The sequence below is a fragment of the Shewanella sp. MMG014 genome, from assembly GCF_018100775.1.
Taxonomy (GTDB): domain Bacteria; phylum Pseudomonadota; class Gammaproteobacteria; order Enterobacterales; family Shewanellaceae; genus Shewanella; species Shewanella japonica.
Genome location: NZ_JAGJDZ010000007.1, coordinates 230,838 through 255,665 on the forward strand (window position 1 = coordinate 230,838; position 24,828 = coordinate 255,665).

General features: G+C 41.6%; 20 protein-coding genes. 7 read left to right on the forward strand and 13 right to left on the reverse strand.

Annotated elements, in window-relative coordinates; genetic code table 11:
- Position 1: 1 nt before the first annotated feature.
- From J8L86_RS13280 to J8L86_RS13335, 12 genes are all read right to left on the reverse strand, one after another.
- A complete protein-coding gene (locus J8L86_RS13280; protein WP_211030764.1) occupies positions 2–1,756 on the reverse strand; it encodes a GspE/PulE family protein in 1,755 nt (584 codons plus the stop codon).
- On the reverse strand, positions 1,753–3,126 hold the full coding sequence (locus J8L86_RS13285; protein ID WP_211030766.1) for a tetratricopeptide repeat protein: 1,374 nt from the start codon (positions 3,124–3,126) through the stop codon (positions 1,753–1,755). The genes J8L86_RS13280 and J8L86_RS13285 overlap by 4 nt, the downstream gene beginning before the upstream one ends.
- A complete protein-coding gene (locus tag J8L86_RS13290; RefSeq protein WP_211030768.1) occupies positions 3,123–4,055 on the reverse strand; it encodes an AAA family ATPase in 933 nt (310 codons plus the stop codon). Before J8L86_RS13290 ends, J8L86_RS13285 begins: the two co-directional genes overlap by 4 nt.
- 24 nt (positions 4,056–4,079) lie before the next feature.
- Positions 4,080–5,756, reverse strand: a complete 1,677-nt coding sequence (gene mshL / locus J8L86_RS13295; RefSeq protein WP_065109626.1) for a pilus (MSHA type) biogenesis protein MshL — start codon at positions 5,754–5,756, stop codon at positions 4,080–4,082.
- A 13-nt stretch (positions 5,757–5,769) separates the two neighbouring features.
- Positions 5,770–6,084, reverse strand: coding sequence for a hypothetical protein (locus J8L86_RS13300; RefSeq protein WP_055022922.1), 315 nt, complete (start codon positions 6,082–6,084; stop codon positions 5,770–5,772).
- Complete coding sequence (locus tag J8L86_RS13305; RefSeq protein ID WP_211030769.1) at positions 6,071–6,721, reverse strand: MSHA biogenesis protein MshJ; 651 nt, start codon at positions 6,719–6,721, stop codon at positions 6,071–6,073. Before J8L86_RS13305 ends, J8L86_RS13300 begins: the two co-directional genes overlap by 14 nt.
- Positions 6,718–7,320, reverse strand: a complete 603-nt coding sequence (locus J8L86_RS13310) for a fimbrial assembly protein (RefSeq protein WP_065109623.1) — start codon at positions 7,318–7,320, stop codon at positions 6,718–6,720. The genes J8L86_RS13305 and J8L86_RS13310 overlap by 4 nt, the downstream gene beginning before the upstream one ends.
- Positions 7,317–8,246, reverse strand: coding sequence for a hypothetical protein (locus J8L86_RS13315; protein WP_065109622.1), 930 nt, complete (start codon positions 8,244–8,246; stop codon positions 7,317–7,319). Before J8L86_RS13315 ends, J8L86_RS13310 begins: the two co-directional genes overlap by 4 nt.
- Before the next feature lie 401 nt (positions 8,247–8,647).
- Positions 8,648–10,531: an RNase E specificity factor CsrD gene (gene csrD / locus J8L86_RS13320; protein ID WP_119967809.1), complete on the reverse strand. Its 1,884-nt coding sequence runs from the start codon at positions 10,529–10,531 to the stop codon at positions 8,648–8,650.
- Between the two features lie 198 nt (positions 10,532–10,729).
- Positions 10,730–11,977, reverse strand: a complete 1,248-nt coding sequence (locus J8L86_RS13325; protein WP_065109620.1) for a malic enzyme-like NAD(P)-binding protein — start codon at positions 11,975–11,977, stop codon at positions 10,730–10,732.
- A gap of 430 nt (positions 11,978–12,407) precedes the next feature.
- A complete protein-coding gene (rpmE, locus tag J8L86_RS13330; protein WP_055022928.1) occupies positions 12,408–12,620 on the reverse strand; it encodes a 50S ribosomal protein L31 in 213 nt (70 codons plus the stop codon).
- 127 nt (positions 12,621–12,747) lie between these two features.
- Complete coding sequence (locus J8L86_RS13335) at positions 12,748–13,446, reverse strand: FimV/HubP family polar landmark protein (protein WP_197495545.1); 699 nt, start codon at positions 13,444–13,446, stop codon at positions 12,748–12,750.
- A 188-nt stretch (positions 13,447–13,634) separates the two neighbouring features.
- On the opposite strand from J8L86_RS13335, the gene priA reads away from it, so the two are divergent.
- The 7 genes from priA to J8L86_RS13370 all read left to right on the forward strand — a co-directional run bounded on the left by priA (position 13,635) and on the right by J8L86_RS13370 (position 21,794).
- Positions 13,635–15,830 (forward strand): primosomal protein N', encoded by a 2,196-nt coding sequence (gene priA / locus J8L86_RS13340; RefSeq protein ID WP_065109618.1) that lies wholly within the window; start codon positions 13,635–13,637, stop codon positions 15,828–15,830.
- A gap of 153 nt (positions 15,831–15,983) precedes the next feature.
- Positions 15,984–17,729 carry an arginine--tRNA ligase gene (gene argS, locus J8L86_RS13345; protein ID WP_065109617.1) on the forward strand — a complete coding sequence of 582 codons (1,746 nt, stop codon included), beginning with the start codon at positions 15,984–15,986 and terminating at the stop codon, positions 17,727–17,729.
- Position 17,730: 1 nt separating this feature from the next.
- Complete coding sequence (locus J8L86_RS13350) at positions 17,731–18,309, forward strand: SPOR domain-containing protein (protein ID WP_211030771.1); 579 nt, start codon at positions 17,731–17,733, stop codon at positions 18,307–18,309.
- Between the two features lie 152 nt (positions 18,310–18,461).
- A complete protein-coding gene (gene hslV, locus J8L86_RS13355; RefSeq protein ID WP_055022933.1) occupies positions 18,462–18,986 on the forward strand; it encodes an ATP-dependent protease subunit HslV in 525 nt (174 codons plus the stop codon).
- Positions 18,987–19,008: 22 nt separating this feature from the next.
- Positions 19,009–20,334: an ATP-dependent protease ATPase subunit HslU gene (gene hslU, locus J8L86_RS13360; RefSeq protein ID WP_211030773.1), complete on the forward strand. Its 1,326-nt coding sequence runs from the start codon at positions 19,009–19,011 to the stop codon at positions 20,332–20,334.
- Between the two features lie 236 nt (positions 20,335–20,570).
- Positions 20,571–20,951, forward strand: coding sequence for a gamma-butyrobetaine hydroxylase-like domain-containing protein (locus tag J8L86_RS13365; RefSeq protein ID WP_055022935.1), 381 nt, complete (start codon positions 20,571–20,573; stop codon positions 20,949–20,951).
- Between the two features lie 438 nt (positions 20,952–21,389).
- The gene (locus tag J8L86_RS13370) at positions 21,390–21,794 is read left to right on the forward strand and encodes a MerC domain-containing protein (protein ID WP_065109614.1); all 405 of its coding nucleotides are present in this window, start codon (positions 21,390–21,392) and stop codon (positions 21,792–21,794) included.
- 340 nt (positions 21,795–22,134) lie between these two features.
- Here the strand turns inward: J8L86_RS13370 and acnB are convergent, their stop codons facing one another.
- Positions 22,135–24,732, reverse strand: coding sequence for a bifunctional aconitate hydratase 2/2-methylisocitrate dehydratase (gene acnB / locus J8L86_RS13375; protein ID WP_055022937.1), 2,598 nt, complete (start codon positions 24,730–24,732; stop codon positions 22,135–22,137).
- Positions 24,733–24,828 lie beyond the last annotated feature (96 nt).

The window sequence follows — 24,828 nt, forward strand, 5'->3', positions numbered from 1 at the left end:
CTTAGCTCCCCATACCCATATCTGCAGGCAGGGTTTCAGTGCCTGGTATTTCACTGACATCTTCTACCAATTTGGCAACTTCCTCGATGGTTGTCATGCCGTTATAAAGGTACTCAAAGGCCGAGTCAGCTAATGGCACAAAGGTCGGACTTTTTTGCGCAGCACGAGCAAAGTCTTGCGGGTTTCCTGTACGCATGGCATCGACCATATCGTCATCAAGTTCAAGAATTTCAAAAATACCAATACGACCACGATAACCCGAACCGTTACAGCTTTGACAACCTGTCCCTATTTTATAACTCGCAGCACTAAAATCTTTTTTAGCAATCGTGTTAATCCAGGCTAATTCTGAGCTTGTAGGTTGATGATCCGTCATACAATTTGAGCATACACGCCTAACGAGTCGCTGGGCAATAATCACTCTTAATGCACTCGCAACCAAATAGCTTGCCGCCCCCATATCCAGTAAACGTAATGCACTGGTAATCGCATCATTGGTATGCAAGGTCGATAATACAAAGTGACCGGTTAATGCTCCCCTTAACCCAATTTCTACCGTTTCTTGGTCACGCATCTCACCGACCATGATGATATCGGGATCTTGACGAAGCGTTGTTCTTAATACGTTAGAGAAATTCAAACCAATTTTATGATTAACTTGTACTTGGTTAATGCGAGGTAACTGATACTCGACCGGATCTTCAACAGTAATAATTTTCGTATCAGGCGTATTTAGCTCACTTAAAATGCCATATAAGGTTGTGGTTTTACCGCTACCTGTTGGCCCTGTTACCAAGAGCATGCCGTGAGGACGTCTAATCTGTTTTCTGATCCGTTGCAAAATATGATCAGGCATACCCGTTTCATTTAACGTCAGTAGGCCGGCTGATTGATCTAGTAAACGCATCACCACAGATTCACCATGATAAATTGGCATGGTAGACATACGAATATCAATCTTATGGCCTTTGATTTCAATATGAAAACGGCCATCTTGTGGCATTCTTTTTTCTGAAATATCCAAACCAGCCATTAACTTCAAACGCAGCACCAGTGCGGAAGCAATATTAACTTCATCTAAGGTATTTTCATGCAGCTGGCCATCAATACGTTGGCGTATCCGTAATACTTTTTCACCTGGCTCAATATGAATATCCGAAGCACGCATTTGTACTGCATCTTCAAAAATTGACTGCAATAACTTAACCACGGTGGTTTCGTTATCGCTATCGCTGTCAGTAATGCTCGCCAAATCAAACATGTCATCAGCGGCATATTCTTCTTCAAGCTCACCTGCAATTTTGGCAATTTCACCAGTACGACGATATAAGTTATCGAAAGCATCCAGTAATTGTTGCTCAGGCGTCACCGCAATAGTAATTTTCTTTGGTGCTACGAACACTTCTAAATTATCGATAGCCTGTAAGTCTGCAGGATCACTCATGGCCAGTGTGACCGTATCTTCAGTGGCCTTAACCACAAGCGCACGATAGCGTCTAGCCTGCACTTCAGGAATAAGGTTGACGACTTCAGAAGGAATCGATAAACGGCTTATGTCTAAATACGGCAGGTTTAATTGCTGAGATAAAAACTTGAGCAATTGATCTTCTGTAATACAGTGCAAATCAATTAATGTGCGTCCCAATTTCTTACCTGAGTTTCGTTGCTCAGATAAAGCCTGGGTTAATTGGTCATCAGTAATAATGTGTTCTTGAACGAGAAGATCGCCTAAACGCATTTTTAATTTTGGTTTCATTGGCTACCTTCAAGTTGAATTAATCGTTGTTCTATATACGTCATAGCACCAGTTGATAAGCCTCGATAAGATAACGCTTTACGGTAAGTCTCTGCCGCCTCTTTATATGCTTGTTGTGAATCGAGTGCATATGCTAATCCCATCCACCAACGCGCTTGTGAAGGCTCCAGTCCGACTAATGAGCGATATGCCGACTCTGCCAATTCAAATTGACCATTTTTCTGGGCAATATCACTTTGTAAAATCCATTTATCCCTTGCCCAGTCGCTGTTATCACTCACTCCTGATAAGGTGACTAATGCTTTATCAGGACTAAATGACGCATTCTCAACTTTGGCTTTTAAAATAGCTAATTCCACTTCCTCAGGAAATTGAACCACGCCTTGTGCCAAAATCTGCTCAGCTCGCCCCAAATTATTAAGCGCGTAATACAAAGATGCTAACTGCTTTCTTGCTTGATGCATTGATGGCTCTAACATCAATGCTTCGTAATAGTATTTAATGGCTCTATCTACTTTTTGCTGCTGCTCTGCAACCTCTGCAATATCAAATTTCTTTTGTGCAAGCTCTGCATTAGATAACACTACCTCAGTGACAGCCATGCTGCCTTTATTCGCTGTCGCGCTAACGCGATTTCTTGCCGTTGTACTCGTTGGCTTTGATTCATTGATTGTAACGACATTATTGGCCGTTTCTTTTTGGTTATCAGCGACAATGGCCGAACTGCGAGTGTTTTGGCTAAACCTGACTTGTACTGAACCTGAATCATTGGTTTGAGTTTGCTCAACCTTATTTACTTTTACTGCCCTATCAATATCTTGCTTGCTTTCATTTTTCGTAATTTCCACCGCCGCGATGTCAGTACTTTTTGGTTTTACATCCCTATCGACGACACTTTCCTCTTCGGCTATCTTGTCGTCATCTTGTTTCATGGCATCAGTAGGTTCATTAGATGACAATGACGCATCCGCTATCGCTGACTGGCTCAGCGAGATAGATTCATCACTGCTTTTTACTGCCGTAACCATAGGCTGATCATCAGCTAAATTCTCATTAGGGTTAACCACTACTGAAGCATTGTTGTTAACCCGTTCAGGTGTCAATGGCTGCAATTTTTGCAGCTGCATTCCCTGTCGATACAGCATTATGCCTAACAAAGCTACCGCGACTAACATCAGTACCGACATCAGCAAGCTTTTGTTAGAAGAGCTTGCACTGTCAGTAGTCGTCCCTTTTGCCATATTAACTTGACTAGTAAACTGTACTTCAGGTCGCTGAAATCCGTTGGCCTCTGCGCCTTGTGGACTCTCATCAGAATGTTGTTGCTGACGCTTATCCAAATCTTTTAATACTTTATTAATGACGCTCATATTGACTCTCTTAACATCGATATCCAATCAACATCAGCGACATATAGCATCGCCAGTGAAGCGCATAAAAGTAGTAATAAAAAAATCCATCGTTCTTGTTGCTGAGCAGGCGGCAAGGGTTCAGCATCTTCTGTATCCACAATGGCCGCTTTACAATGCTTTGTATGAACTCGAGTTTCACCCTCTGCGAAACAAAGTAACAGCGCTTTATTAGTAATCACATTCACCAAACGAGGAACCCCTCGTGCTGCAGCGGCAATAAGTTTCACATCTTTGTCATTAAACAATGAATGACCTTGATAACCAGCAACGGACAACCTGTAGTCGATATAGGCTTGGATTTCATCCCACGCTAGTGGTCTTAATTTATAACTAAAGGTGATTCTTTGTTTTAGTTGCCTTAGCTTGTTATCTTCAAGTCGTTCATCTAATTCAGGCTGGCCAAACAACACCACTTGAATTAACTTGGTGCTTTCTGTTTCTAGGTTGGTAAATAGCCTTAAAGTTTCCAAACTTTCATTCGGCAAAGCTTGGGCTTCATCCAATACTAAAACGACCTGTAAACCTTGTTGATTAAGCTCAAGTAACCTGCTTTGAATTAAACTCGTTAGCTGTTGCTGGTTTAAGTTCTCATCTAATGAAAGCCCCAACTCTGTCGCTAATGCCCAACGAAGCTCTTCTGGGCTTAAATAAGGGTTTGGCACATATGCGCAATGGTATTGTTCCGGTAAATCATTGAGCAGCTTTCTGCAAATCAATGTTTTACCCGTGCCAACTTCCCCTGTGACTTTAATAAAGCCTTCACCATTCTCAATCGCAGTTTGCAGCACTTGTAATGCTTCAACATGCGGCGTTAACCCAAAAAAGAATTGCGTATTAGGTGTTAACGTAAAAGGTAACTGAGTTAAGCCAAAGTGTTGTTGATACATAGCATTTTCAACGGCATTTAGCCGTTACTCCTGCTCTGGATACCAACGATCAAGTAAATCTTTAGAGCGTTGTAATTCATTACTCCAAGTATCAGCTCCTACTACGGTAGGTTTTAGCATGATAATAAGTTCTGTTTTCTTTGTGGATTTACTGCGATTAGTAAAAGCTTCTCCAATAAATGGAATATCACCTAATAAAGGCACTTTAGACAACGCTTCGATGTTCTCACTTTTCATTAAGCCACCAATCACAACGACATCCCCTGAAGAGGCTTTAATCACAGTGTCTGACTCACGAATTTCACTTTGAGCCAGTGGTAACTCTAAACTTGAACCGCTAACTTTAATTTCTTTAACTTGCTCTGAGACATCAATAACGGATGGGTGAACATGTAATAACACATTACCGTCTGCATCGATTTGTGGTGTCACATCTAACGCGATACCTGAAAAGAAAGGAGTGAGTTCAACTTGAGGAGTCGTTACAGGTGTTGTACCTGCCACTGTCGTTGACGAGACATCAGTAACGAAGTATTCATCATTACCAACCTTAATTACGGCTTTTTGGTTGTTTGATGCGGTGACTCTAGGACTGGACAGCACATCTACATCGCCTTGGGTATCAAGTAAGCTGATCATGGTGCTAAAGTCTGTTCCTGTAAGGCTAATTGACGTCACACCACCAATGACATTAGTGATTTGGTCGCTTAAGCCACTACCAGGTGAGGTCCCAAAGTTAATATCGGTACTGCCTGCGTGTCCTAATACGTTATCCCACTGAATACCCTGTTGGTAGCCATCCGATAATGTTACTTCTAATATCTTAGCTTCTAGGATCACTTGGCGTTGTAAGTGCGTTTCCGCTTTTTTCAGGAATGTACTGACTTGACGTAATTCATCAGGATACGCTCTTACAGTCACTAAGCCTGCTTGTGGCGTTATCACAACTTGGCGCCCGCCACCTGTATTACCGATAATTGATACTAAGGTTTTCTCTAATTCACCCCAGAAATTAGATTTCGTTTTCGAGCGAATAAAGGTGCCGTTAGTGTTGTCGTTACTATCGTTATTATTGTTGGAGTTGTTATTATTACTCGAGTTGCTACTTGATGAGCTACTGTTGGAGTTCGAATTCGAGTTGGAGTTTGAATTGTCATTATTATCTGAAATACGGCCAGAACTCACCGAGGTTAACGATAGCCCTTCTCGTTCCATATAAAGATAATTTAGCGGATAAGTTTCTGTGCGCATTCCAGCAGGGAAAATACGCAAAATACGACCTTCACGGCTCACTTCGTATCCGTAAATATCTTCAACAACTTTAATCACTTCCGACAAGGTTACGCCGTTTAATGAAATGGATATAGTCCCGCTAACTTCAGGGTGAACAGCAACACTGAGTGGCGTTCCTTGAACAAGGCTTGGGAAAAATACTTTTGCATCAACATCATTAGCAGACACATCAAATCGACGCTCTTTAGGTAAAGATGTCGCCCCACCAAGTAAACTGGAACCATTGAGTTCACGTTGAATTTCCTCAGGCATTTGCGCAGGAGGCGGTACAATATTTTGCGCCGTTTGCGCTTCGGCGAGTGATTGACTCAACTCCGTTTTAGACGTCGTTGGATCAGGTCTGTCTGTTGTTTGACAACCTAGCAAACAAAGAGATAGCAGAGGGGTTGCGTATTTAATAAATGTCATTGTTATTCTTGTCCTATCGCTCTGTTATCGACTGAAATAGCTTAAGTTTTCGTCCGTCAGACAAATTAACGTAACTCTTGCCGATATATTCAATTCTGGCGCCATCAACACGCTCACCAACAGAAAAAATTTGATTATTGATTACAGCGTGAGGGCTAGCACTTTTTACAATGCTATTGAGTACCAATGATTCAACTCGCTCCCCACCACTTGAGGCCGTCACATAACCTTGTCCTGGTAATGTCGGATCTCTTAATGACTTGGCTGAAGCTAGCCCGCTAAAAACACACAAGCTCAGCACTAATAAAATTAATTTATTCTGCGACACTGATAAACTCCTTATTAATACTCAAGGTATATAGCTCGAGTTCGACAGTGGCATTGGGGTGAGTATCAACATGGTAATTGAGACGCTTCCAATACAATTTATCTGGCATGGATTCTATTGACTCAATAAATGCCAAAATGGAAAAGAAGCTCCCTTCCAACGTCAAATGAATGCCATGACTGTATAAGTTCATTTTGTCTTCTTCGCCCACTTGCAATAACGGTGTTGGCGCTATCGATCCAAAAGATAACAGCTTCACGCCTTGAACATTGGCAAGCAGGTTAGTGAGCACGGTTGGCATATAGGTAGCAGGCACCATAGATACCATTTGTTTATCAAGCTCTGCATCAGCAACGGCAGTTTGCTCTTCAATCAAGGTTAATCGGTTGCGATAATCTGTGTTGGGATCCATTGCTAATCGTTGCTGATACAAAGCGATTTGCTGCTCAGAAACGGATATATCGGTATTCAATTGGCTTAACTGTCGATTAAGCTTTTGTCTTTCTTTAAAGATACTTTCAACAGGAAGGTAAACGACCATCGCGATAACAACTAAAGTTGCAATGCAAATTAAGACCCGCTCACGCTGACTCAGCTCATTAAATTTAGTGTCTAATTGCTGCCATAATTGCTTCATTTTTTTACCTCCACGTCTGGCGTGCTAGATAACTTGAAAGCAATAGGTTTTGACTCGCCTCTATCCATCGTCATGGTTGAAAAGGCATACCCTTTCAATGTTTCGGTGTGCTTTAACTTCTCGACCCATAACGGAATACTTTGTGGCTGTGCCCCATATCCTTCGAACTCAAAGTGTTGTTGGTTAATGTTAATTTGGCTGAGCCACACCGAACCATCTGATACGCTAGCAAGATCGGTCAGTAAATTTGAATAGCCTTGACTGATTAAATTCTCACGTTGCTTGAGCTCACCCGATAATAAACGTTTTAAATCTAAACGCTGTTGAGCCAATTCAACACTCGCAACAAGTTCTGGATCTGGTGCACGAGTTGATATCTCTAATTCAAGTGCATTTTTTTGAGTATCAAGTGAAGATTTAGCAGCAGAAACGCTCGACACTTCTGCATTCAGACCTGTAACAGACCAATAGCCAATTGCCCAAATCAACATACTAAATACGATAAGCCCGCCAACTGCCATCATCATGCGCTGGAAAGACAATCTTAATTTAGCAGGCAATAAATCCGCACTGTAAAGATTAACCGTGGTTTTTATCATGCATCACCTCCGGTTAATTCCACCGCGGCCAAATAAGCCAATTGACTTGCCACAGAGATATGTTCAATCGCACTGACTGGTTGATTAAAGTTCTGCGATACCAATGGCACTAACGCTTGGCATTCGCCATCAATCAATAAATCAATTGAAGCAACCGGTGCTTGACGCAGCTGACTTTCAAAATAATCCATTGAACGCTGAATTTCTAAGCTCAGATTATCAGCGAGTCCATACTGCAAATCGGCGGCACTGGCTTTATCTATTTGGGTAAATCCACGTACTCGACGCTGCATCAACAGCTCACCTTGTTTGACGACCGTTAATAACAGTTCTTGCTCTGGTACATGACTCACCACCATGTGCGGCGCTTGATCGTCAAATAAACGCGGCATAACTAATTCTTCAATGGTGATATCCTCAATTACAAAGCCATGCTGCTCACAGGATTGTGCCAAGGTAGAAAGTTGCATTTTATTGGCGACCACAACGTTTATTTTTCCTGTTGTCGTGAGCGATGATTCAAAATAATCTAATTGAATGTTCGTCACCTGTTCGGTCACTAAATCTTTTACCGCCCATAACAATGCTTGGTTTAATTCATTCGCCTCTACATTGGGTTTATCAGCCACAATCAATTGATAAAATGATTCAGCCAATACAATGTGTAATTTCGCTGCACCAAAGCTCGCTTTAATCTCAGCCAGCACCTCTGCCCAATTCTCACCATTAAAGGCAAATTGCTGTATGTTGTCAGATAAACTGAGGTTAGCGTTTTTTTGATTTGTAGAATCAAGTTCTTGCTTTTGACTATCTGATAAATCGGCCTGAAAAACACTAATGTGAGTTGCACTGATATACACCCCAAGTTTTGCAGAAACTTGAGTTTGGCGCCAAAAGGTCAATTTACTTAAAAAACCATTATTCATTCAAAACCCTGTGCCCAGATAATCAGGAAAATAACACATAGCGGCAAACACCATGCAACTTCACAGCAACGATTCACTTCACTCAAAAATACCAGCTCAAAACCAACAACTATGTAACATAAAGAACGTTCTGAGCAGGAAAATAAGTCAAAAAAATACCGTACGACATTTTAACTGCTAATCACTTAATTTTATAGAAAAATAATCTTAAAAATATTGTATACATTTAAGATAGATTGTTATGCCTTGATACTCAAGTTTCACAATCTCATCACGCCCAATATGTAGCGCAATTGTTAATAGCGAATGAGATATTAATTTGGCGAAATATAAAGCAATACAAGTTACATACCACTTTGGATTGGAAGGTATCAATGTGCGACACAGGGTTGTGGTCGCTGTTAATTAAAAAAATCCCCTTGAGCGGCACTCACACCTAAAATTTTCAATGTTTGCCATTCTTCAAATTGAGTCACACCTTCAGCAAATACCTGCACTTCAGCACGATATAAGCCGCCAATTAGGCTACGAATAAATAACTGGTTTTCAGGTTTTAGGTGGATTTGGTGAATAATCGAACGGTGCAGTTTTACTAAGTCAAAGTGACACTCTTGAATATAGTGAGTACCCACAACTTGCAATCCGACATGGTCAACACACAGCTTAGCTCCTATTTTGCGAAGCATATTCAAATTCTCGACCAATTTATGCTGATGTTTCACCACAATATCTTCTGATACCTCAAAAGTAAGACGGGAAGCTAAATGACGATGTTCCATCAAGGTGATTTTTAACCAACGGCTAAATGCACGACTCGTTAACGAGTCGAGGCTTAAGTTAATACTATAGTGATCTTGATTATTCACCATCAAATCAAACATGACTGTTTCTATTAATTGCCTTTCAACTTGAGGCATCAAGCCACACTTGTTCGCCATTGGAATAAATAAGGTCGCCCTAACTTCATTACCCTGATTATCAATTGCACGGCTAAAGGCCTCTTGATGACAAGTATGCCCATCACTATCAATGACCTTTTCCGTAATCGCAACAAAGCGCTTATTCACTAATGTGTTTTCTAAAAAGCTTCTCCATCGCACAGAGCCTTTTGCTATTTCTTTATCTACAGCGCCTTTGTCATACATAAACCAGTTATTACTACGTTGAAGCTGCGCGGCTTTTAGTGCCATTTCAACTTCTTCTAATACTTGTTCTTGCATGTCTCCAGCACTATAAAAAGCAGCGCCTAAATGCACATAGTTATCTTGAGTGTCTGACTGATTTTGTAGTTGCCTAATAGCCAGTTTCAGCAGTTTGTTTGCCAAACTATCTGCTTCATCTAAAGAAAGCTGAGGGGCGACAATCACAAACTGATTAAAATCATACCGTGCAAAAGTGACATCTTCATAGGGGTGTAATACTTGAGTAATCGCTTGTACGAAGTCGTTAAGTTGCTCATTAACAATGTCATCGCCTTCTTGTTGAAGCAGTAAATCCAAATCATCAAAGTTAATGAGCAAGATCACACCGTGGGCAATCATACTGCTTTGATGCGTCAGTGCTTCGAGTCTATTTTCAAAGAAAATTCGATTACCAATACGAGTAGCAGGATCGAGGAAGGTTTTAGAGCGAATAAATTGGTCAAAGCGGCCACGCTCTTTTTGCGCATCTTGCAGTTGTTCAAGCAACTTAGTCATTGCCCTATTGACTAAGCGAGGGCGGCCTTTGCCTGAAAATTGCAGTGCTTTTTCATGCTCCCCCTCAATTACAAGCATACTGCGCTCGGCAATTTGCTCAATACCATCAAGCTCATGGTTAAACCAGCGAAGACCATAGCGGACAAATAAAGCAATCGCGATAAATGAAATCAATAAGCTTAAATACTCGTACCAGCCTAATTGATGTAATAAAAACGGCTGGGGCAGCTTAAGCTCCATCGATAACGACTTATCTGCGTCGATAACGTGTTTATATAAGGTTGGATTAGGCTCAGGTGTGGGCGAGTAATACTCAAATAAAATGGTATCGCCCTGAGTTAATTTAAATGAAGTGGTATTGTAGGCGATTAAAATCGGCGGTAGCCAAGCATGTAGCTCCCAATGACTGTCAGCCTGATAGTGCTCCACGAGCATTGATTCTAATTGAGTGACTTTTTGTTGCTGAAATTTGTAGGTGAGCTGGATAAAGCTGATTAATGCACCAATAAAAAAAATCGCTCCGACAGCAGTTAATGACAATAGCCAAAAACTGGTCAATTTTTTCGTTAAAATTTTGGTTAATTTCATTTATCAGCGTCCTGCTAAAGCGCAATACTGTGAGATTTTATTATTATCAGCATTTGGCCTAATCATGCCAAATACTCACCACTCAACTGTAGATGATTATTCAGTAGCTTATAGTAAAAGGCAAACCTAATCTTTATCGAGTTCTGTAGACACAAAAAAGGGGCTTTCGCCCCTTTTGTATTTCACCTTACCAATCGCTTACAGTGAGTAATCAGTAGGTACTTTATCTAATACTGCCACACCTGAATCAATAGCCGCTTGTGACACCGCACTCGCAATATTTTTTAGTAAGCGTGGATCCATTGGTTTAGGCAACACGTACTCTGGACCGAAGGTCATTGAATCGACGTCTGGATAAGCAGCAAGGACTTCAGCAGGAACTGGCTCTTTAGCAATAGCAGCAAGGGCTTTAACTGCCGCAATCTTCATTTCATCATTAATTTGTGACGCTCTCACATCTAATGCACCTCTGAAGATGAACGGGAAACAAAGTACATTATTAACTTGATTAGGGTAATCACTGCGGCCTGTTCCCATAATCAAGTCTTTACGGATACTATGTGCAATCTCAGGCTTAATTTCAGGGTCGGGATTTGAACAGGCAAAGATAACTGGATTTGGCGCCATTAACGCAATATCGTCAGCCGTTAATAAATCTGCACCTGATAGGCCTAAAAACACGTCAGCATCTTTAATCACATCTTGAAGTGTACGCTTGTCAGTATTGTTAGCGAATAATGCTTTGTACTCATTGATGTCTTCACGGCGAGTATGAATAACGCCTTGTCTGTCCAGCATGTAAACATTTTCACGTTGTGCACCACACTTAACAATCATTGTCATACACGCAATGGCAGCAGCACCTGCACCTAGGCACACAAAGATGGCATCTTCGATTTTTTTACCTTGAATCTCTAATGCATTCAACATTCCTGCTGCGGTAACAATGGCAGTACCATGTTGATCATCATGAAACACAGGGACATTACAGCGAGCGATCAACTCACGCTCAATTTCAAAGCACTCAGGCGCTTTAATATCTTCAAGGTTGATACCGCCAAACGTATCCGCAATCGATTCAACCGTATTGATGAAATCTGCAGTGGTGCGGTGTTTCACTTCAATGTCTGTAGAGTCGATATTCGCAAAACGCTTAAACAGCAAGGCCTTGCCTTCCATAACTGGTTTAGATGCTAATGGGCCTAAATTACCTAACCCTAAAATAGCGGTACCATTTGAAATAACTGCAACAGTGTTCCCTTTATTGGTATAGCGATATGCATCGTCAGGATTTGCGGCAATTTCACGTACAGGCTCGGCAACACCAGGACTGTATGCCAGAGATAAATCATGGCTCGTTTGAGCAGGTTTAGTAAGACTAACAGCAGTTTTACCTGCTACTGGAAATTCATGATAATCGAGAGCTTGCTGGCGGAAATCTGACATTTTTTATTCCTGAATGAGGCAATTTATACGGCGAAAGTAAGATTAATTCAGTCGCAACGCATTAAAGCTAACTTTACTGAATGTCAGTAAAATGAGCTGTAGCGTGCTTTGGAAAGGGAGTATAAATGAAAAATTAACAAAAGTTATCTTTAATCGACAGAATTTGATCAAGTTACAATTTATCGACATTAAATAAATCATCACAATAAGAATCAAAGACTTAAAACTGTAGAAAAATAACAAGATTTGACATAAAAAAGCAGAATTAGCATGATAAAGTTACAAATAGTTTGCCTAAATAACAATATTATCAACCTAACTGGCAACACATAATTTATAACTAAAAATTTTAATTTTTTTTAAAAAATTTAATCCAAAAACAAAAAAAGACGCCGAAGGCGTCTTTTTCTTAAAATAATTGCAGTCGCAATTACTTTTTACCAAGTGCACCAAAGCGCTTGTTGAATTTGTCGATACGACCACCAGTGTCAACAACTTTCTGTGTACCAGTGTAGAATGGGTGACATGCACCACATACGTCTAAGTGTAAGTTTTTACCTACAGTAGAGTTAACTTTAATTACGTTACCACAAGTACAAGTTGCAGTTACTTCAGCGTAGTCTGGGTGGATACCTGGTTTCATTTGGATTACCTTAATAGCAGGCCATGTCGCTCTCCCAACCCGAAGTTGAGCACCACATGCGTTAATAACAATAGTGTTAAGGCGCGCAATAGTACAGTATCTGTTCAGCCCAGACAAGTAAAAATTATCACTGTCGATGTTGTTGCTGTAACGCCTCAAATTTCAGCTTATCTTGTGCTTTATCACCATACTGATTTAGCTGCTCTTGTGAAGGGCATGCCAGTGTGACATCTTGTCTGATTAAATGAATTTTCTGTTTAGAAAAGCCTTGAGGGTTAGCATCAAAAATTGCCATCATCACTCCATAGACGTTTAAATCCCACTCACTTTGATAGCGAGTAGCAATGCGCCATAAAGTATCTGATGCCTGCCTTTCAATATAACAATGACCCATTGTAGACGTCGGCTTATTATTGAGAACTTTTGCTGTCGTTGAAGGTCGACTAGTTGAAGGTTTTTCAGCAACTGATTGACTTGATGACGCCAATTTAGGCTTAGCCTGAGTGACCACTTTTGGCAGTTGTTTTTGCTTATCTATTTTTATTTGAGTTTTAGCTGTTTCTTTAATAAATGGAGAATCAAAAACCGGTAATACAGCAAATTGACGCCAGCTGTTGCCTTTATATTCGCTGACGATCAGCTTTGCTTTCGGATCGCTCACATCTTCAACACCAATAGCAAATAACATAAAGCTACTGATAGGCTGTACCATCAACTCTTCCATGCTTTCTTTATCATCATTAGTTTGTCGCAAATGAATACTAAGTCGAGACAAGTCTTTGCTAGAGGCAACAATGTTAAGTTTGATTTTTGGGTGTTGACCCAACTCAAACTGCCTACTGTTTATGCTGATATGCGTCAGGGCAGCCTGAGCAATAAATGAAAATAAAAAAAGGGAGAGAGCTAAGCTGGCCTTACTGAATATTCCTTTTAACATCAATTTTCTCTTATTCTATTTCTTTATGTTCTGGCTCTAGTAAACTAGACCCTCTCAATTCTTAATGATGATAACTTATGCCCGTGTTTGTTGAGGTTGCTTTGCCGGTTCCTATGCGGCAAACCTTTAGTTACCAAGTCCCCGAAGCCAACGTATCGCAAATACAACTTGGGCTAAGGGTTAAAGTCCCTTTTGGTAGACAGCAACTTGTCGGCTTAATTACCGCTATCAATAATGAATGCGACGTCCCTGCGAATAAAATAAAACCATTTACCGCACTATTAGACGACAAACCTTTATTACCTACCTCACTGTATAAGCTCACTTTATGGGCGGCAAGGTATTACTTTGCAAGCCAAGGCCAAATGTTAAGTCAGGCCTTGCCTGTCGCTTTGCGAAAAGGCTTAAGTGCACAACCGCAAACCGTCACCTTTTATTGCCTCAACGAGGCAGGAAAACAGGTCGATGTCAGTGTACTTAAACGTGCTCCAGCACAAAAAAAACTCTTCGAACTTTTACAAACATCAGCCATTAGCCAAGAAGAATTTACCACCCAAGAACTTAGCAAAGTTGCCCTCAAAGCATTAGAGGATAAAGGCTGGGTAGCGCGTAAACATGTCACCAGTGAAACCGACTTAAGTTGGCGCCAACAACTTAATATGACTGAAACACCGTTAAAGCTCAATAAGCAACAGGCAGTTGCCGTTTCAGTTTTAAATCAACAACAAGGCTTTCATTGCAGTTTACTTGAAGGTATCACCGGTTCAGGTAAAACAGAAGTCTACTTATCGATTTTAGAAACCATCTTAAAACAGGGTAAACAAGCACTCATCTTAGTGCCTGAAATCGGGTTAACACCACAAACCATTAATCGCTTCAAACGTCGATTTGATGTGAATATTGCCGTTATTCATTCTGCATTAACAGATAATCAACGTCTTGAGGCGTGGCGCCAAGCTCGTTGTGGTGAAGCCGCTATTATCATCGGTACTCGCTCCGCTTTATTTACCCCAATGGCCTTTCCTGGGCTGATAATTTTAGATGAAGAGCACGATAGTAGCTTTAAGCAACAAGAAGGTGTGCGTTATCACGCCCGCGACTTAGCTGTCATGCGGGGGCATTTAGAAGATGTCCAAGTCATTTTAGGCTCAGCAACCCCATCACTAGAGACGCTGCAAAATGCGATTTGTGGCCGCTATACGCATTTAACCTTGGCAGAGCGCGCAGGTCCTGCACAAAAAGTTAAGCAAGGTATTATCGATATACGCTCACAACCTTTAAAGTCAGGGATGTCTGCTTCGCTAATTAATGAAATGCGCATGCATCTTGATGCGGGCAATCAGGTCCTTTTATTTCTCAATCGTCGCGGGTTCTCACCTGCATTATTGTGTCATGAGTGCGGTCATTTGCATGAATGCGATCGCTGCGATGCCTTTTTTACCGTACATCAAGGGCTGAACGAAATTTGTTGCCACCATTGTGGCAATCAATACGCTATTCCACATCAATGCCATGAATGTGGTAGCACCATGCTAATGGGCCATGGCACGGGAACAGAGCAGCTTGCTCAAGCATTAGAGCAAGAATTCCCTCAGTACCCCGTGGTACGTATCGATCGTGATACCACACGCAAAAAAGGCTCATTAGAAAAACAACTCACCAGTATTTTAAAGGGTGAGTACAAAATTTTGGTGGGCACTCAAATGCTAGCCAAAGGGCATCATTTCCCCGATGTCACACTTGTGGGGTTAATGGATGTTGATGGCGCACTCTTTAGTGCCGACTTTAGAGCACCTGAGCGCTTTGCTCAGCTTTACACCCAAGTCTCTGGGCGAGCAGGACGCGCCGACAAACCCGGTAAAGTATTACTGCAAACCCATCAAAGCGAAAACCCAATACTGCATGATTTATTAAAAAATGGTTACGGTAAATTTGCGCGAGCTCAGTTAGAAGAGCGCCAACAAGCACTACTTCCTCCCGCTTGGCACATGGTACTGTTGCGAGCCGATGCTCATTTAGCACAAGATGCTGATAATTTTCTACAACAAGTCGCGAACCTGTTGCCTCAAGATAGAGATTTTGAAGTCATTGGCCCCATGCCTGCGCCCCTGGATAGAAAAGCCGGAAAATATCGCAGACAACTGTTATTTCAAGCTAAAAATCGACAGCGTTTACAACAAGAGTTTGAATCTGTTCTTCCCCAAATCGAAGCGTTGACAGAGAGTAAACGTTGCCGGTGGAGTATCGATCGCGATCCGCAAGATTTAATGTAATCAAATTGCAGCACAATGGGTTTAGCTTGATAGCAAAGAAAATCAAAAAAAACTCGATTAATTACCCCGCTGAGATAGCATTTGCATAGCATTAGCGGGTAAAATACAAGGTTACTCCACTCATCCACTTTAAGTTAGTGCTAATAAACGCCCATGAAATCACATATTGCATCTTTACTAGAACAAACCATCGACTCTTTTAAGCAACAAGGCATTATCCCAGCTGATTTTCAGGCACGCATTCAAGTGGAGCGAACCAAAGATAAAAGTCACGGTGATCTCGCCACTAACTTGGCCATGATGCTAACCAAAGTCGCTAAGAAAAATCCTCGTGAAATTGCTCAGTTGATTATTGATAATCTTCCAGCGTCTAGCCATGTGGCTAAGGTCGATATTGCAGGCCCAGGATTCATTAACTTTTTTATCGATGAAAATGCCTTAGCAAACCAACTACAACATGCCCTAACAGATGAACACTTAGGCGTTTCGTTACCAGAAAAACAAAGAGTGGTCGTAGACTATTCATCGCCTAACCTTGCTAAAGAAATGCATGTAGGTCACCTTCGCTCAACGATTATTGGCGACAGTGTCGTTCGTGCACTTGAATTTTTAGGCCATGATGTTATCCGTCAAAACCATGTGGGTGACTGGGGCACACAATTTGGCATGCTACTAGCCTACATGGAAGAGTTACGAGCAGCGAATGGCGAGCAAGCAGCACTTGAACTTTCAGATTTGGAAACCTTCTACCGTGCCGCTAAAGTCCGCTTTGATGAATCAACAGATTTTGCAACACGTGCACGTAATTTAGTGGTCTCACTGCAATCGGGCGATGAGTACTGCAATAAATTATGGCGTGAATTTAATGACATCTCGTTAAATCATTGTCATGAAGTTTACGAACGTTTAGGTGTGAGCTTAACCCGTAAAGATGTTCACGGTGAAAGTGCTTATAATGACGACCTAGAGCAAGTCGTAACAGATCTTGATAGTAAAGGCCTATTAAGCGAAAGTAACGGCGCTAAAGTGGTATTTCAAGAAGAATTCCGCACCAAAGATGGTGAGCCATTACCCGTTATTATCCAAAAAGCCGATGGTGGATACTTATACGCCACCTCTGATTTAGCAGCAATGCGTTATCGCTCAAACGTTTTAAAAGCTGATCGTGCTTTATACTTCGTTGATTTACGCCAAGCACTGCATTTCCAGCAAGTATTTAGCCTAGCGAAAACAGCTGGTTTTGTCCGTAAAGAGCTATCTCTTGAGCACACAGGTTTCGGAACAATGAATGGCACCGATGGCCGCCCATTTAAAACTCGTAGTGGCGGTGTGGTTAAATTAGTCGACTTATTAGATGAAGCAAACACCCGTGCAATCGAATTAGTTCGCAGTAAAAACCCTGATATGGACGAAGCGACAATCATTGAAATTGCCCGTGTTGTTGGTATTAGCTCAGTTAAATACGCTGACTTATCTAAAAACCGTAGCAGTGATTACATTTTCAGCTTTGAACAAATGCTGAGCTTTGAAGGCAACACTGCACCATACCTTCTTTATGCATACACACGTGTGGCTAGCATCTTCAAACGTGCTGAAGATATCGATTTGAGCCAAGCGAAAATTGTACTTGAACATGATAAAGAAAAAGAACTAGGTACTAAACTTGCTCAGTTTGGTGAAGTACTGGCTCGTATGACAGATAAAGCATTACCACATGTGATGTGTGCTTATGTTTATGAGTTAGCCAGTGAGTTCTCAAGCTTTTACGAGGCTTGTCCAGTTCTTGCAGCGGAAACTGAAGAGCAAAAACAAAGTCGCTTATTGTTGTCACAGTTAACCGCTAAGACCTTAAAAACAGGGTTATCTCTGTTAGGTATCGAAACGTTAGAGCGTATGTAACATGAGTCGAGATTACGCCAATAAAAAGCCTAGTGGTAAAAAACGTTCGACTTCTCGAGGAAAAAAACCACAGCAAAAGCGATCGATTCCTTACCTGCCGACATTAATCGTCTTGTTACTTGTCGGCGGATTTGGCTATTTTTTATGGTGGATAAGCGGCAGCTCTGATGATGCTCCAGCAACTACGGCACCCGCTGTCACTGTTGAACAAACTAAGCCTAAGCCAGTGAAGAAAGATCCCAATGCGCTACCGCCAAAACCGACGGAAGAATGGACTTACTTAGAAGAGCTAGAAAATAAGAGCATTGATGTTGAAGTACCAGAAGATGCATTGAAATCTAAAGGTCCATATCAAATGCAATGTGCATCGTTTAGAAAGCTTGAACCCGCAGAAGAAATGAAAGCCATGATTGCTTTTCAAGGTATGGAAGCACAAGTCAGGGCGACCACAGGCTCAAGTGGCGTCTGGCATAAAGTCATTTTAGGCCCATTTGAATCTAAACGTGCAGCCGAGCGCAGCAGGCACAAACTGCAACGTGCTGGTATTAATGGTTGCCAAATTTGGCTGTGGGAATATTAATTAGTTTTAATGTGAAGACTTTTTCCGCAATATTAAGCGCTTACTTTAGTAAGCGCTTTTTTTATCCCTTGAATTATTAACAAGCATCCCCATATCTGTTTTATCAACCAGCAGCAGACTCCTATTCGCTGCCGTCGTTAAGAGGATTTACCGTGACTACTATCGTATCCGTACGCCGCAATAATCAAGTTGTCATCGCAGGTGATGGCCAAGTTTCCCTCGGCAATACCGTCATGAAAGGCAATGCACGTAAAGTGCGTCGTTTATACCAAAATAAAGTGATCGCCGGATTTGCTGGCGGCACAGCCGATGCATTTACCCTTTTTGAGCGCTTTGAAACCAAGCTCGAAATGCATCAAGGTCATTTATTAAAATCAGCTGTAGAGCTCGCTAAAGATTGGCGTACTGACAAAATGCTCCGTAACCTTGAAGCCATGCTGATTGTTGCAGACACCAAAGAGTCATTAATCATTACAGGTAATGGCGATGTAGTGCAGCCTGAACATGATTTGATTGCTATCGGCTCAGGTGGAAATTACGCTCATGCCTCAGCGTTAGCACTACTGCAAAACACTGACTTAACGGCTCGTGAAATTGCAGAAAAATCACTAACGATTGCCGGTGATATTTGCGTATACACCAACCAACATAAAACGGTTGAGCAAATCGACTACTAAATTAGAACGTAAGGAATTATTTATGTCTGAAATGACCCCTCGCGAGATTGTCCATGAATTGGACTCGCATATTATTGGTCAAAAAAATGCAAAACGTTCTGTTGCCGTAGCCTTGCGTAATCGCTGGCGCCGTATGCAACTTGAGCCTTCATTGCGCCAAGAAGTGACCCCTAAAAATATTCTGATGATTGGCCCAACAGGTGTCGGTAAAACTGAAATTGCCCGTCGTTTAGCTAAACTTGCTAATGCGCCGTTCATTAAAGTAGAAGCAACCAAGTTCACAGAAGTTGGTTATGTAGGTAAAGAAGTCGAACAAATCATTCGTGATTTAACCGATTCGGCTATCAAAATGACGCGTGAGCAGCAAATGAAAAAATGCCGTCACCGCGCAGAAGAACAAGCAGAAGAGCGCATTCTAGATGCGCTACTGCCTAAGCCTAAAGATGATTGGAATACTGAGCAAAAAGATGACTCTAATACCCGTCAAATCTTCCGTAAAAAACTCCGCGAAGGTCAGCTAGACGATAAAGAAATTGATATCGACTTAGCTGCGCCACAAGTGGGTGTTGAAATCATGTCGCCTCCAGGCATGGAAGAAATGACCAATCAGCTTCAAAGCATGTTCCAAAACTTGGGGCAAACCAAAGAAAACCGTAAGAAAGTCAAAATCAAAGAAGCGTTCAAGCTATTGATTGAAGAAGAAGCGGCAAAACTGGTTAATCAAGAAGATCTTAAAGAACAAGCGATTGATTTAGTCGAGCAAAACGGTATCGTATTCTTAGACGAAATCGATAAAATCTGTAAACGTGGCGAAAGCTCGGGCCCTGACGTATCTCGTGAAGGCGTACAACGTGACTTACTCCCGTTGATCGAAGGCTGCACAGTGACAACTAAACACGGCATGGTTAAAACTGACCATATTCTGTTTATCGCATCTGGTGCGTTCCAAATGTCTAAGCCGTCTGACTTGATTGCTGAGCTACAAGGTCGTTTACCTATTCGTGTTGAGCTTAGCGCCCTAAGTGCTGACGACTTTAAGCGTATCTTAACCGAACCACATGCATCACTTACAGAGCAATACGTTGCACTGATGGGCACTGAAGGCGTAAAAGTCGAGTTTGCTGAATCAGGTATCGAAAAAATCGCTCAAGCGGCATGGCAAGTCAATGAGACCACTGAAAACATCGGTGCTCGCCGTTTACATACCGTGATGGAAAAGCTCATGGAAGAAATCTCATATGATGCTTCTGAAAAGTCTGGCAGTACGTTTGTCATCGACGAAGCTTATGTTACTGAGCATCTCGACACCTTGGTGGAAGATGAAGATTTAAGCCGCTTTATTTTATAATCAGTGGTAGGTGATATGCCTCAATTGTGAGCTATCACTGTGTTAGCTGTCCTTATTTTAGTTAACATTAACTATTATAAATAGGATAGCTACATGAAAAGAGGTGGTTAACTCCCAGAGTAACCACCTTTTTTATTGAAGCCTCGACGCTGTTTTTAAGCACCCTGTTTAACTATGAAGTATCATTCTTGAAAAGCTATCATTAGATAACGTTCCATTATAAGAGAGTAACCGTTATGAGCTCACCCAATGTCACTAACCTAAAATTAAAACGTAAATCCAAGCTACTTGAAGTCACGTTTGATAATGGCGACGTTTTTAATATCACCTGTGAAATGCTCAGAGTTAACTCTCCATCAGCAGAAGTACAACGCCATGGTAACCCGATATTAGTCACCCATAAAAAAGCGGTGAACATTACCGCCATTGAACCAGTCGGCAATTATGCCGTAAAAATCATTTTCGATGATGGCCATGATACTGGGCTATTCTCATGGAAATTATTACACGAGTTTGGTACTCATCAGGTTGAAATTTGGGAAAGATACTTAGCGAGATTACGTGCAGAAAAAGGCTCTCGTGAGCCGCTAATTGATATGAATATTAAGTACTCTTAGTGTTCATTTCCTGATACAGCTTAGGTTGAGGACAAAGCACGACAACTGTTTCTCAGTGACCAAGACTGAAACAAGGGAAATGATAGTATTTCCCTTATTTACGACTTTTCATTCCAGAAAATTTAATGAATACCGATGTTAGCCAAATTACCAATCTTCACCTCCATGCTTATCTAGCCTTTTATATCGTCTGGCTCGACCTTATCACGCTTACCGCCATTACTTAGTACCATCACTTAGTACCATCACTTAGTACCATCACTTAGTACCATCGCTTGGTACCATGAGTTTAACCTTAAACCCAAGACTCAATATGTAAATCATACTTATATTACCGATAACTTATTGAATACTCATGATGCCAATGATAGATTAACGATCTTTTATGATATAACATATCATCAGCATACCTAACCAATTAATCACTTGAGTATCAACATGAATAAGCCCGCCCAAATACTATTAGATCGCCTTGCTATTTCAGTCTCAGCGTTGTGCGCACTTCACTGTATCGCGGGGCCATTATTATTAATACTGTTTCCAACGATGTTGTCCCTACCTGTAAGCGATCACTTTTATCATATTCTCATGGTGTGGGTTATTATCCCGACAAGCAGTATCGCAGTCTTTCTTGGCTGTACACGACACAAAGATCCTACCGTTTTAGTGTTAGCATTTTCTGGAATGATAGGGCTAGGAGTGACCGCAATTTATGGACATGATTTATTTGGTGAGACTGGAGAAAAGCTAATGACACTTGCATCAACCATCATTCTGGTTTGTGCACATTGGCGTAATTACTCTCTTTGTCGCAGTGATTCTTGTGAGCACAGCGAGAAGTGATTTTTGGTTATTAAGGGAAACTTGTTATTAGCGCTCCAACCTTCGTTTGGATTAAGATTGTAGAATCCCAATTAATCTCTAGTTGTCGAGGTAAGCTAATTACTTAGCCAAATATCAATTGAAGTCAGTCTTTAGATGAACCGGCCGTTAGCAATCATTCGCTTTATAGAATAGCACTGGGCGATGTGGGTTTATTAAGAAGGATAAACGCCTCCTTTTGACTCGGGTATGGATGAAGTGCCGCGACTTTGATCCAGACAAAATCCAGACACAAAAATGCCAGCTAATGAGCTGGCATTTTTCAGTTTACGCTTTTAAAACGTAACCATCTTATCAAAGGCTACACTGCTGATTGGAAAATTACACTATCAGCTTTCTTCGTGTAAGACTCAATCTCATCGAAGTTCAAGTAGCGGTAAGTGTCAGCTGCTGTTGCATCTAACTCTTTCGCATATTCTTGATATTCTGCTGGAGATGGTAAACGACCTAATAGTGCAGCTACGGCAGCTAACTCAGCAGATGCTAAGTAAACGTTTGCGCCAGTACCTAAACGGTTAGGGAAGTTACGTGTCGATGTTGATACGACTGTTGAATTCTCAGCAACACGTGCTTGGTTACCCATACACAGTGAACAACCTGGGATCTCGATGCGTGCACCGACACGTCCAAAGATTGCATAATAGCCTTCTTCTGTTAGCTGGTCTTTATCCATTTTCGTTGGTGGAGCAATCCACAAACGTGTTGGTAAAGTCTTAGCAAACTTATCAAGCATTTTACCTGTTGCACGGAAGTGACCGATGTTGGTCATACAAGAACCGACGAAGACTTCGTCAATTTTAGTATCAACAACTGATGATAATAACACTGCATCATCTGGATCGTTCGGCGCACAAAGGATTGGCTCTTTGATATCAGCTAAATCAATTTCGATAACTTCAGCGTATTCAGCATCACTATCTGCGCTCATTAGCTCTGGATTAGCAATAAACTCTTCCATGCCTTTAATACGACGCTCAATAGTACGACGATCGCCATAACCTTCAGAGATCATCCACTTCAACATCACGATGTTAGAGTTTAAGTATTCAATGATTGGCTCTTTGTCTAACTTGATTGTACAACCAGCAGCACTACGCTCAGCAGATGCATCTGATAACTCGAATGCTTGCTCAACTTTAAGGTGCTCTAGTCCTTCAATTTCAAGAACACGGCCAGAGAAAGCGTTAATCTTACCTTTCTTCTCTACCGTTAATAGACCCATTTCGATAGCTTTATGTGGGATAGCATGTACAAGATCACGTAATGTGATACCTGGTTGCATTTCACCTTTAAAGCGAACCAAAATTGACTCAGGCATATCCAATGGCATAACACCAGTTGCTGCAGCAAATGCAACAAGACCAGAACCTGCAGGAAATGAAATACCTATTGGGAAACGCGTATGAGAGTCACCACCAGTACCAACAGTATCCGGCAGAAGCATACGGTTTAACCATGAGTGAATAACACCGTCACCTGGACGAAGTGAAACACCACCACGGTTCATGATGAAATCTGGTAATGTTTGATGCGTATTCACATCAACAGGCTTAGGATAAGCTGCAGTATGACAGAATGACTGCATCGTTAGGTCTGCACTGAAACCTAAACATGCTAAATCTTTTAGTTCATCACGTGTCATTGGGCCAGTGGTATCTTGCGAACCAACAGATGTCATTTTAGGTTCACAATACTGACCTGGACGAATACCTGTTACACCACAAGCTTTACCAACCATTTTTTGCGCCAGTGTGAAGCCTTTACTTGATGCTTCAACGTCTTGTGGACGTACGAATACGTCTGAAGCACTAAGACCTAGCGTTTCACGTGCACGGTCTGTTAAACCACGACCAATGATTAATGGAATACGGCCACCAGCACGTACTTCATCTAGCAGTACGTCAGTTTTAAGTTCAAACGTTGAAATCACTTCATCAGTGCCAGCACGCTTAACTACGCCTTCATATGGGTAGATATCAATAACATCGCCCATGTTCATTTTTTCTACGTCTAGCTCAATTGGTAATGCGCCTGCATCTTCCATCGTGTTGAAGAAGATTGGTGCAATTTTACCACCTAAACAGAAACCACCAGCGCGCTTATTAGGTACATAAGGGATATCGTCACCCATGAACCATAGCACTGAGTTAGTCGCTGATTTACGAGAAGAACCAGTACCAACAACGTCACCAACATAAACCAGTGGATGACCTTTGCCTTTAAGTGCTTCGATTTCTTTAATTGGGCCAACTACGCCAGCTTCATCAGGCACAATGCCGTCACGGGCATTTTTCAGCATGGCTAATGCGTGCAATGGGATATCAGGACGAGACCATGCATCAGGAGCAGGAGACAAGTCATCTGTGTTTGTCTCACCTGACACTTTAAATACAGTCAAGGTCACTTTTTCTGCTAATTTAGGACGGTTTAGGAACCACTCAGCATTAGCCCAAGAGTTAACAACTTGCTTAGCAAAGTCATTACCTGCTTGCATTTTTTCTACCACATCATGGTAGGCATCAAACATTAATAGTGTATTTGATAATGCAGTGACTGCGATCGGAGCAAGTGCATCATTATCTAATTGAGCGATTAACGGCTCAATGTTGTAACCACCTTGCATAGTACCAAGTAGTTCAGTAGCACGCTCAGTTGATAGGATTGGTGACGAAACAGTGCCTTTGGCAACTGCATCTAAGAATGCCGCTTTTACGTACGCAGCTTCATCAACACCAGGGGGAATACGATTTTCTAATAGATCTAGAATCACGGCCTCTTCACCAGCAGGCGGAGTTTCAACTAACTTCACTAATTCAGCCACTTGTTGTGCATCTAATGGCTTAGGGACAACACCCTCTGCAGCACGTTCTGCGACGTGTTTACGATATGCTTCTAGCACGGCAACATTCCTCTTTGTTTTGCGCCTAACAGCGAAACTGAACATCATTTAATAGAAAAAATGACCATTCCACAGGTTCGGGCTTGAAATCCGACC

What these genes read in the sequence shown, in the direction of transcription:
- J8L86_RS13280 (WP_211030764.1), bottom strand. Translation starts at nt 1,756, where the DNA reads ATGAAACCAAAATTAAAAATGCGTTTAGGCGATCTTCTCGTTCAAGAA.
- J8L86_RS13285 (WP_211030766.1), bottom strand. Translation starts at nt 3,126, where the DNA reads ATGAGCGTCATTAATAAAGTATTAAAAGATTTGGATAAGCGTCAGCAA.
- J8L86_RS13290 (WP_211030768.1), bottom strand. Translation starts at nt 4,055, where the DNA reads ATGTATCAACAACACTTTGGCTTAACTCAGTTACCTTTTACGTTAACA.
- mshL (WP_065109626.1), bottom strand. Translation starts at nt 5,756, where the DNA reads ATGACATTTATTAAATACGCAACCCCTCTGCTATCTCTTTGTTTGCTA.
- J8L86_RS13305 (WP_211030769.1), bottom strand. Translation starts at nt 6,721, where the DNA reads ATGAAGCAATTATGGCAGCAATTAGACACTAAATTTAATGAGCTGAGT.
- J8L86_RS13310 (WP_065109623.1), bottom strand. Translation starts at nt 7,320, where the DNA reads ATGATAAAAACCACGGTTAATCTTTACAGTGCGGATTTATTGCCTGCT.
- J8L86_RS13315 (WP_065109622.1), bottom strand. Translation starts at nt 8,246, where the DNA reads ATGAATAATGGTTTTTTAAGTAAATTGACCTTTTGGCGCCAAACTCAA.
- csrD (WP_119967809.1), bottom strand. Translation starts at nt 10,531, where the DNA reads ATGAAATTAACCAAAATTTTAACGAAAAAATTGACCAGTTTTTGGCTA.
- J8L86_RS13325 (WP_065109620.1), bottom strand. Translation starts at nt 11,977, where the DNA reads ATGTCAGATTTCCGCCAGCAAGCTCTCGATTATCATGAATTTCCAGTA.
- rpmE (WP_055022928.1), bottom strand. Translation starts at nt 12,620, where the DNA reads ATGAAACCAGGTATCCACCCAGACTACGCTGAAGTAACTGCAACTTGT.
- priA (WP_065109618.1), top strand. Translation starts at nt 13,635, where the DNA reads ATGCCCGTGTTTGTTGAGGTTGCTTTGCCGGTTCCTATGCGGCAAACC.
- argS (WP_065109617.1), top strand. Translation starts at nt 15,984, where the DNA reads ATGAAATCACATATTGCATCTTTACTAGAACAAACCATCGACTCTTTT.
- J8L86_RS13350 (WP_211030771.1), top strand. Translation starts at nt 17,731, where the DNA reads ATGAGTCGAGATTACGCCAATAAAAAGCCTAGTGGTAAAAAACGTTCG.
- hslU (WP_211030773.1), top strand. Translation starts at nt 19,009, where the DNA reads ATGTCTGAAATGACCCCTCGCGAGATTGTCCATGAATTGGACTCGCAT.
- J8L86_RS13365 (WP_055022935.1), top strand. Translation starts at nt 20,571, where the DNA reads ATGAGCTCACCCAATGTCACTAACCTAAAATTAAAACGTAAATCCAAG.
- J8L86_RS13370 (WP_065109614.1), top strand. Translation starts at nt 21,390, where the DNA reads ATGAATAAGCCCGCCCAAATACTATTAGATCGCCTTGCTATTTCAGTC.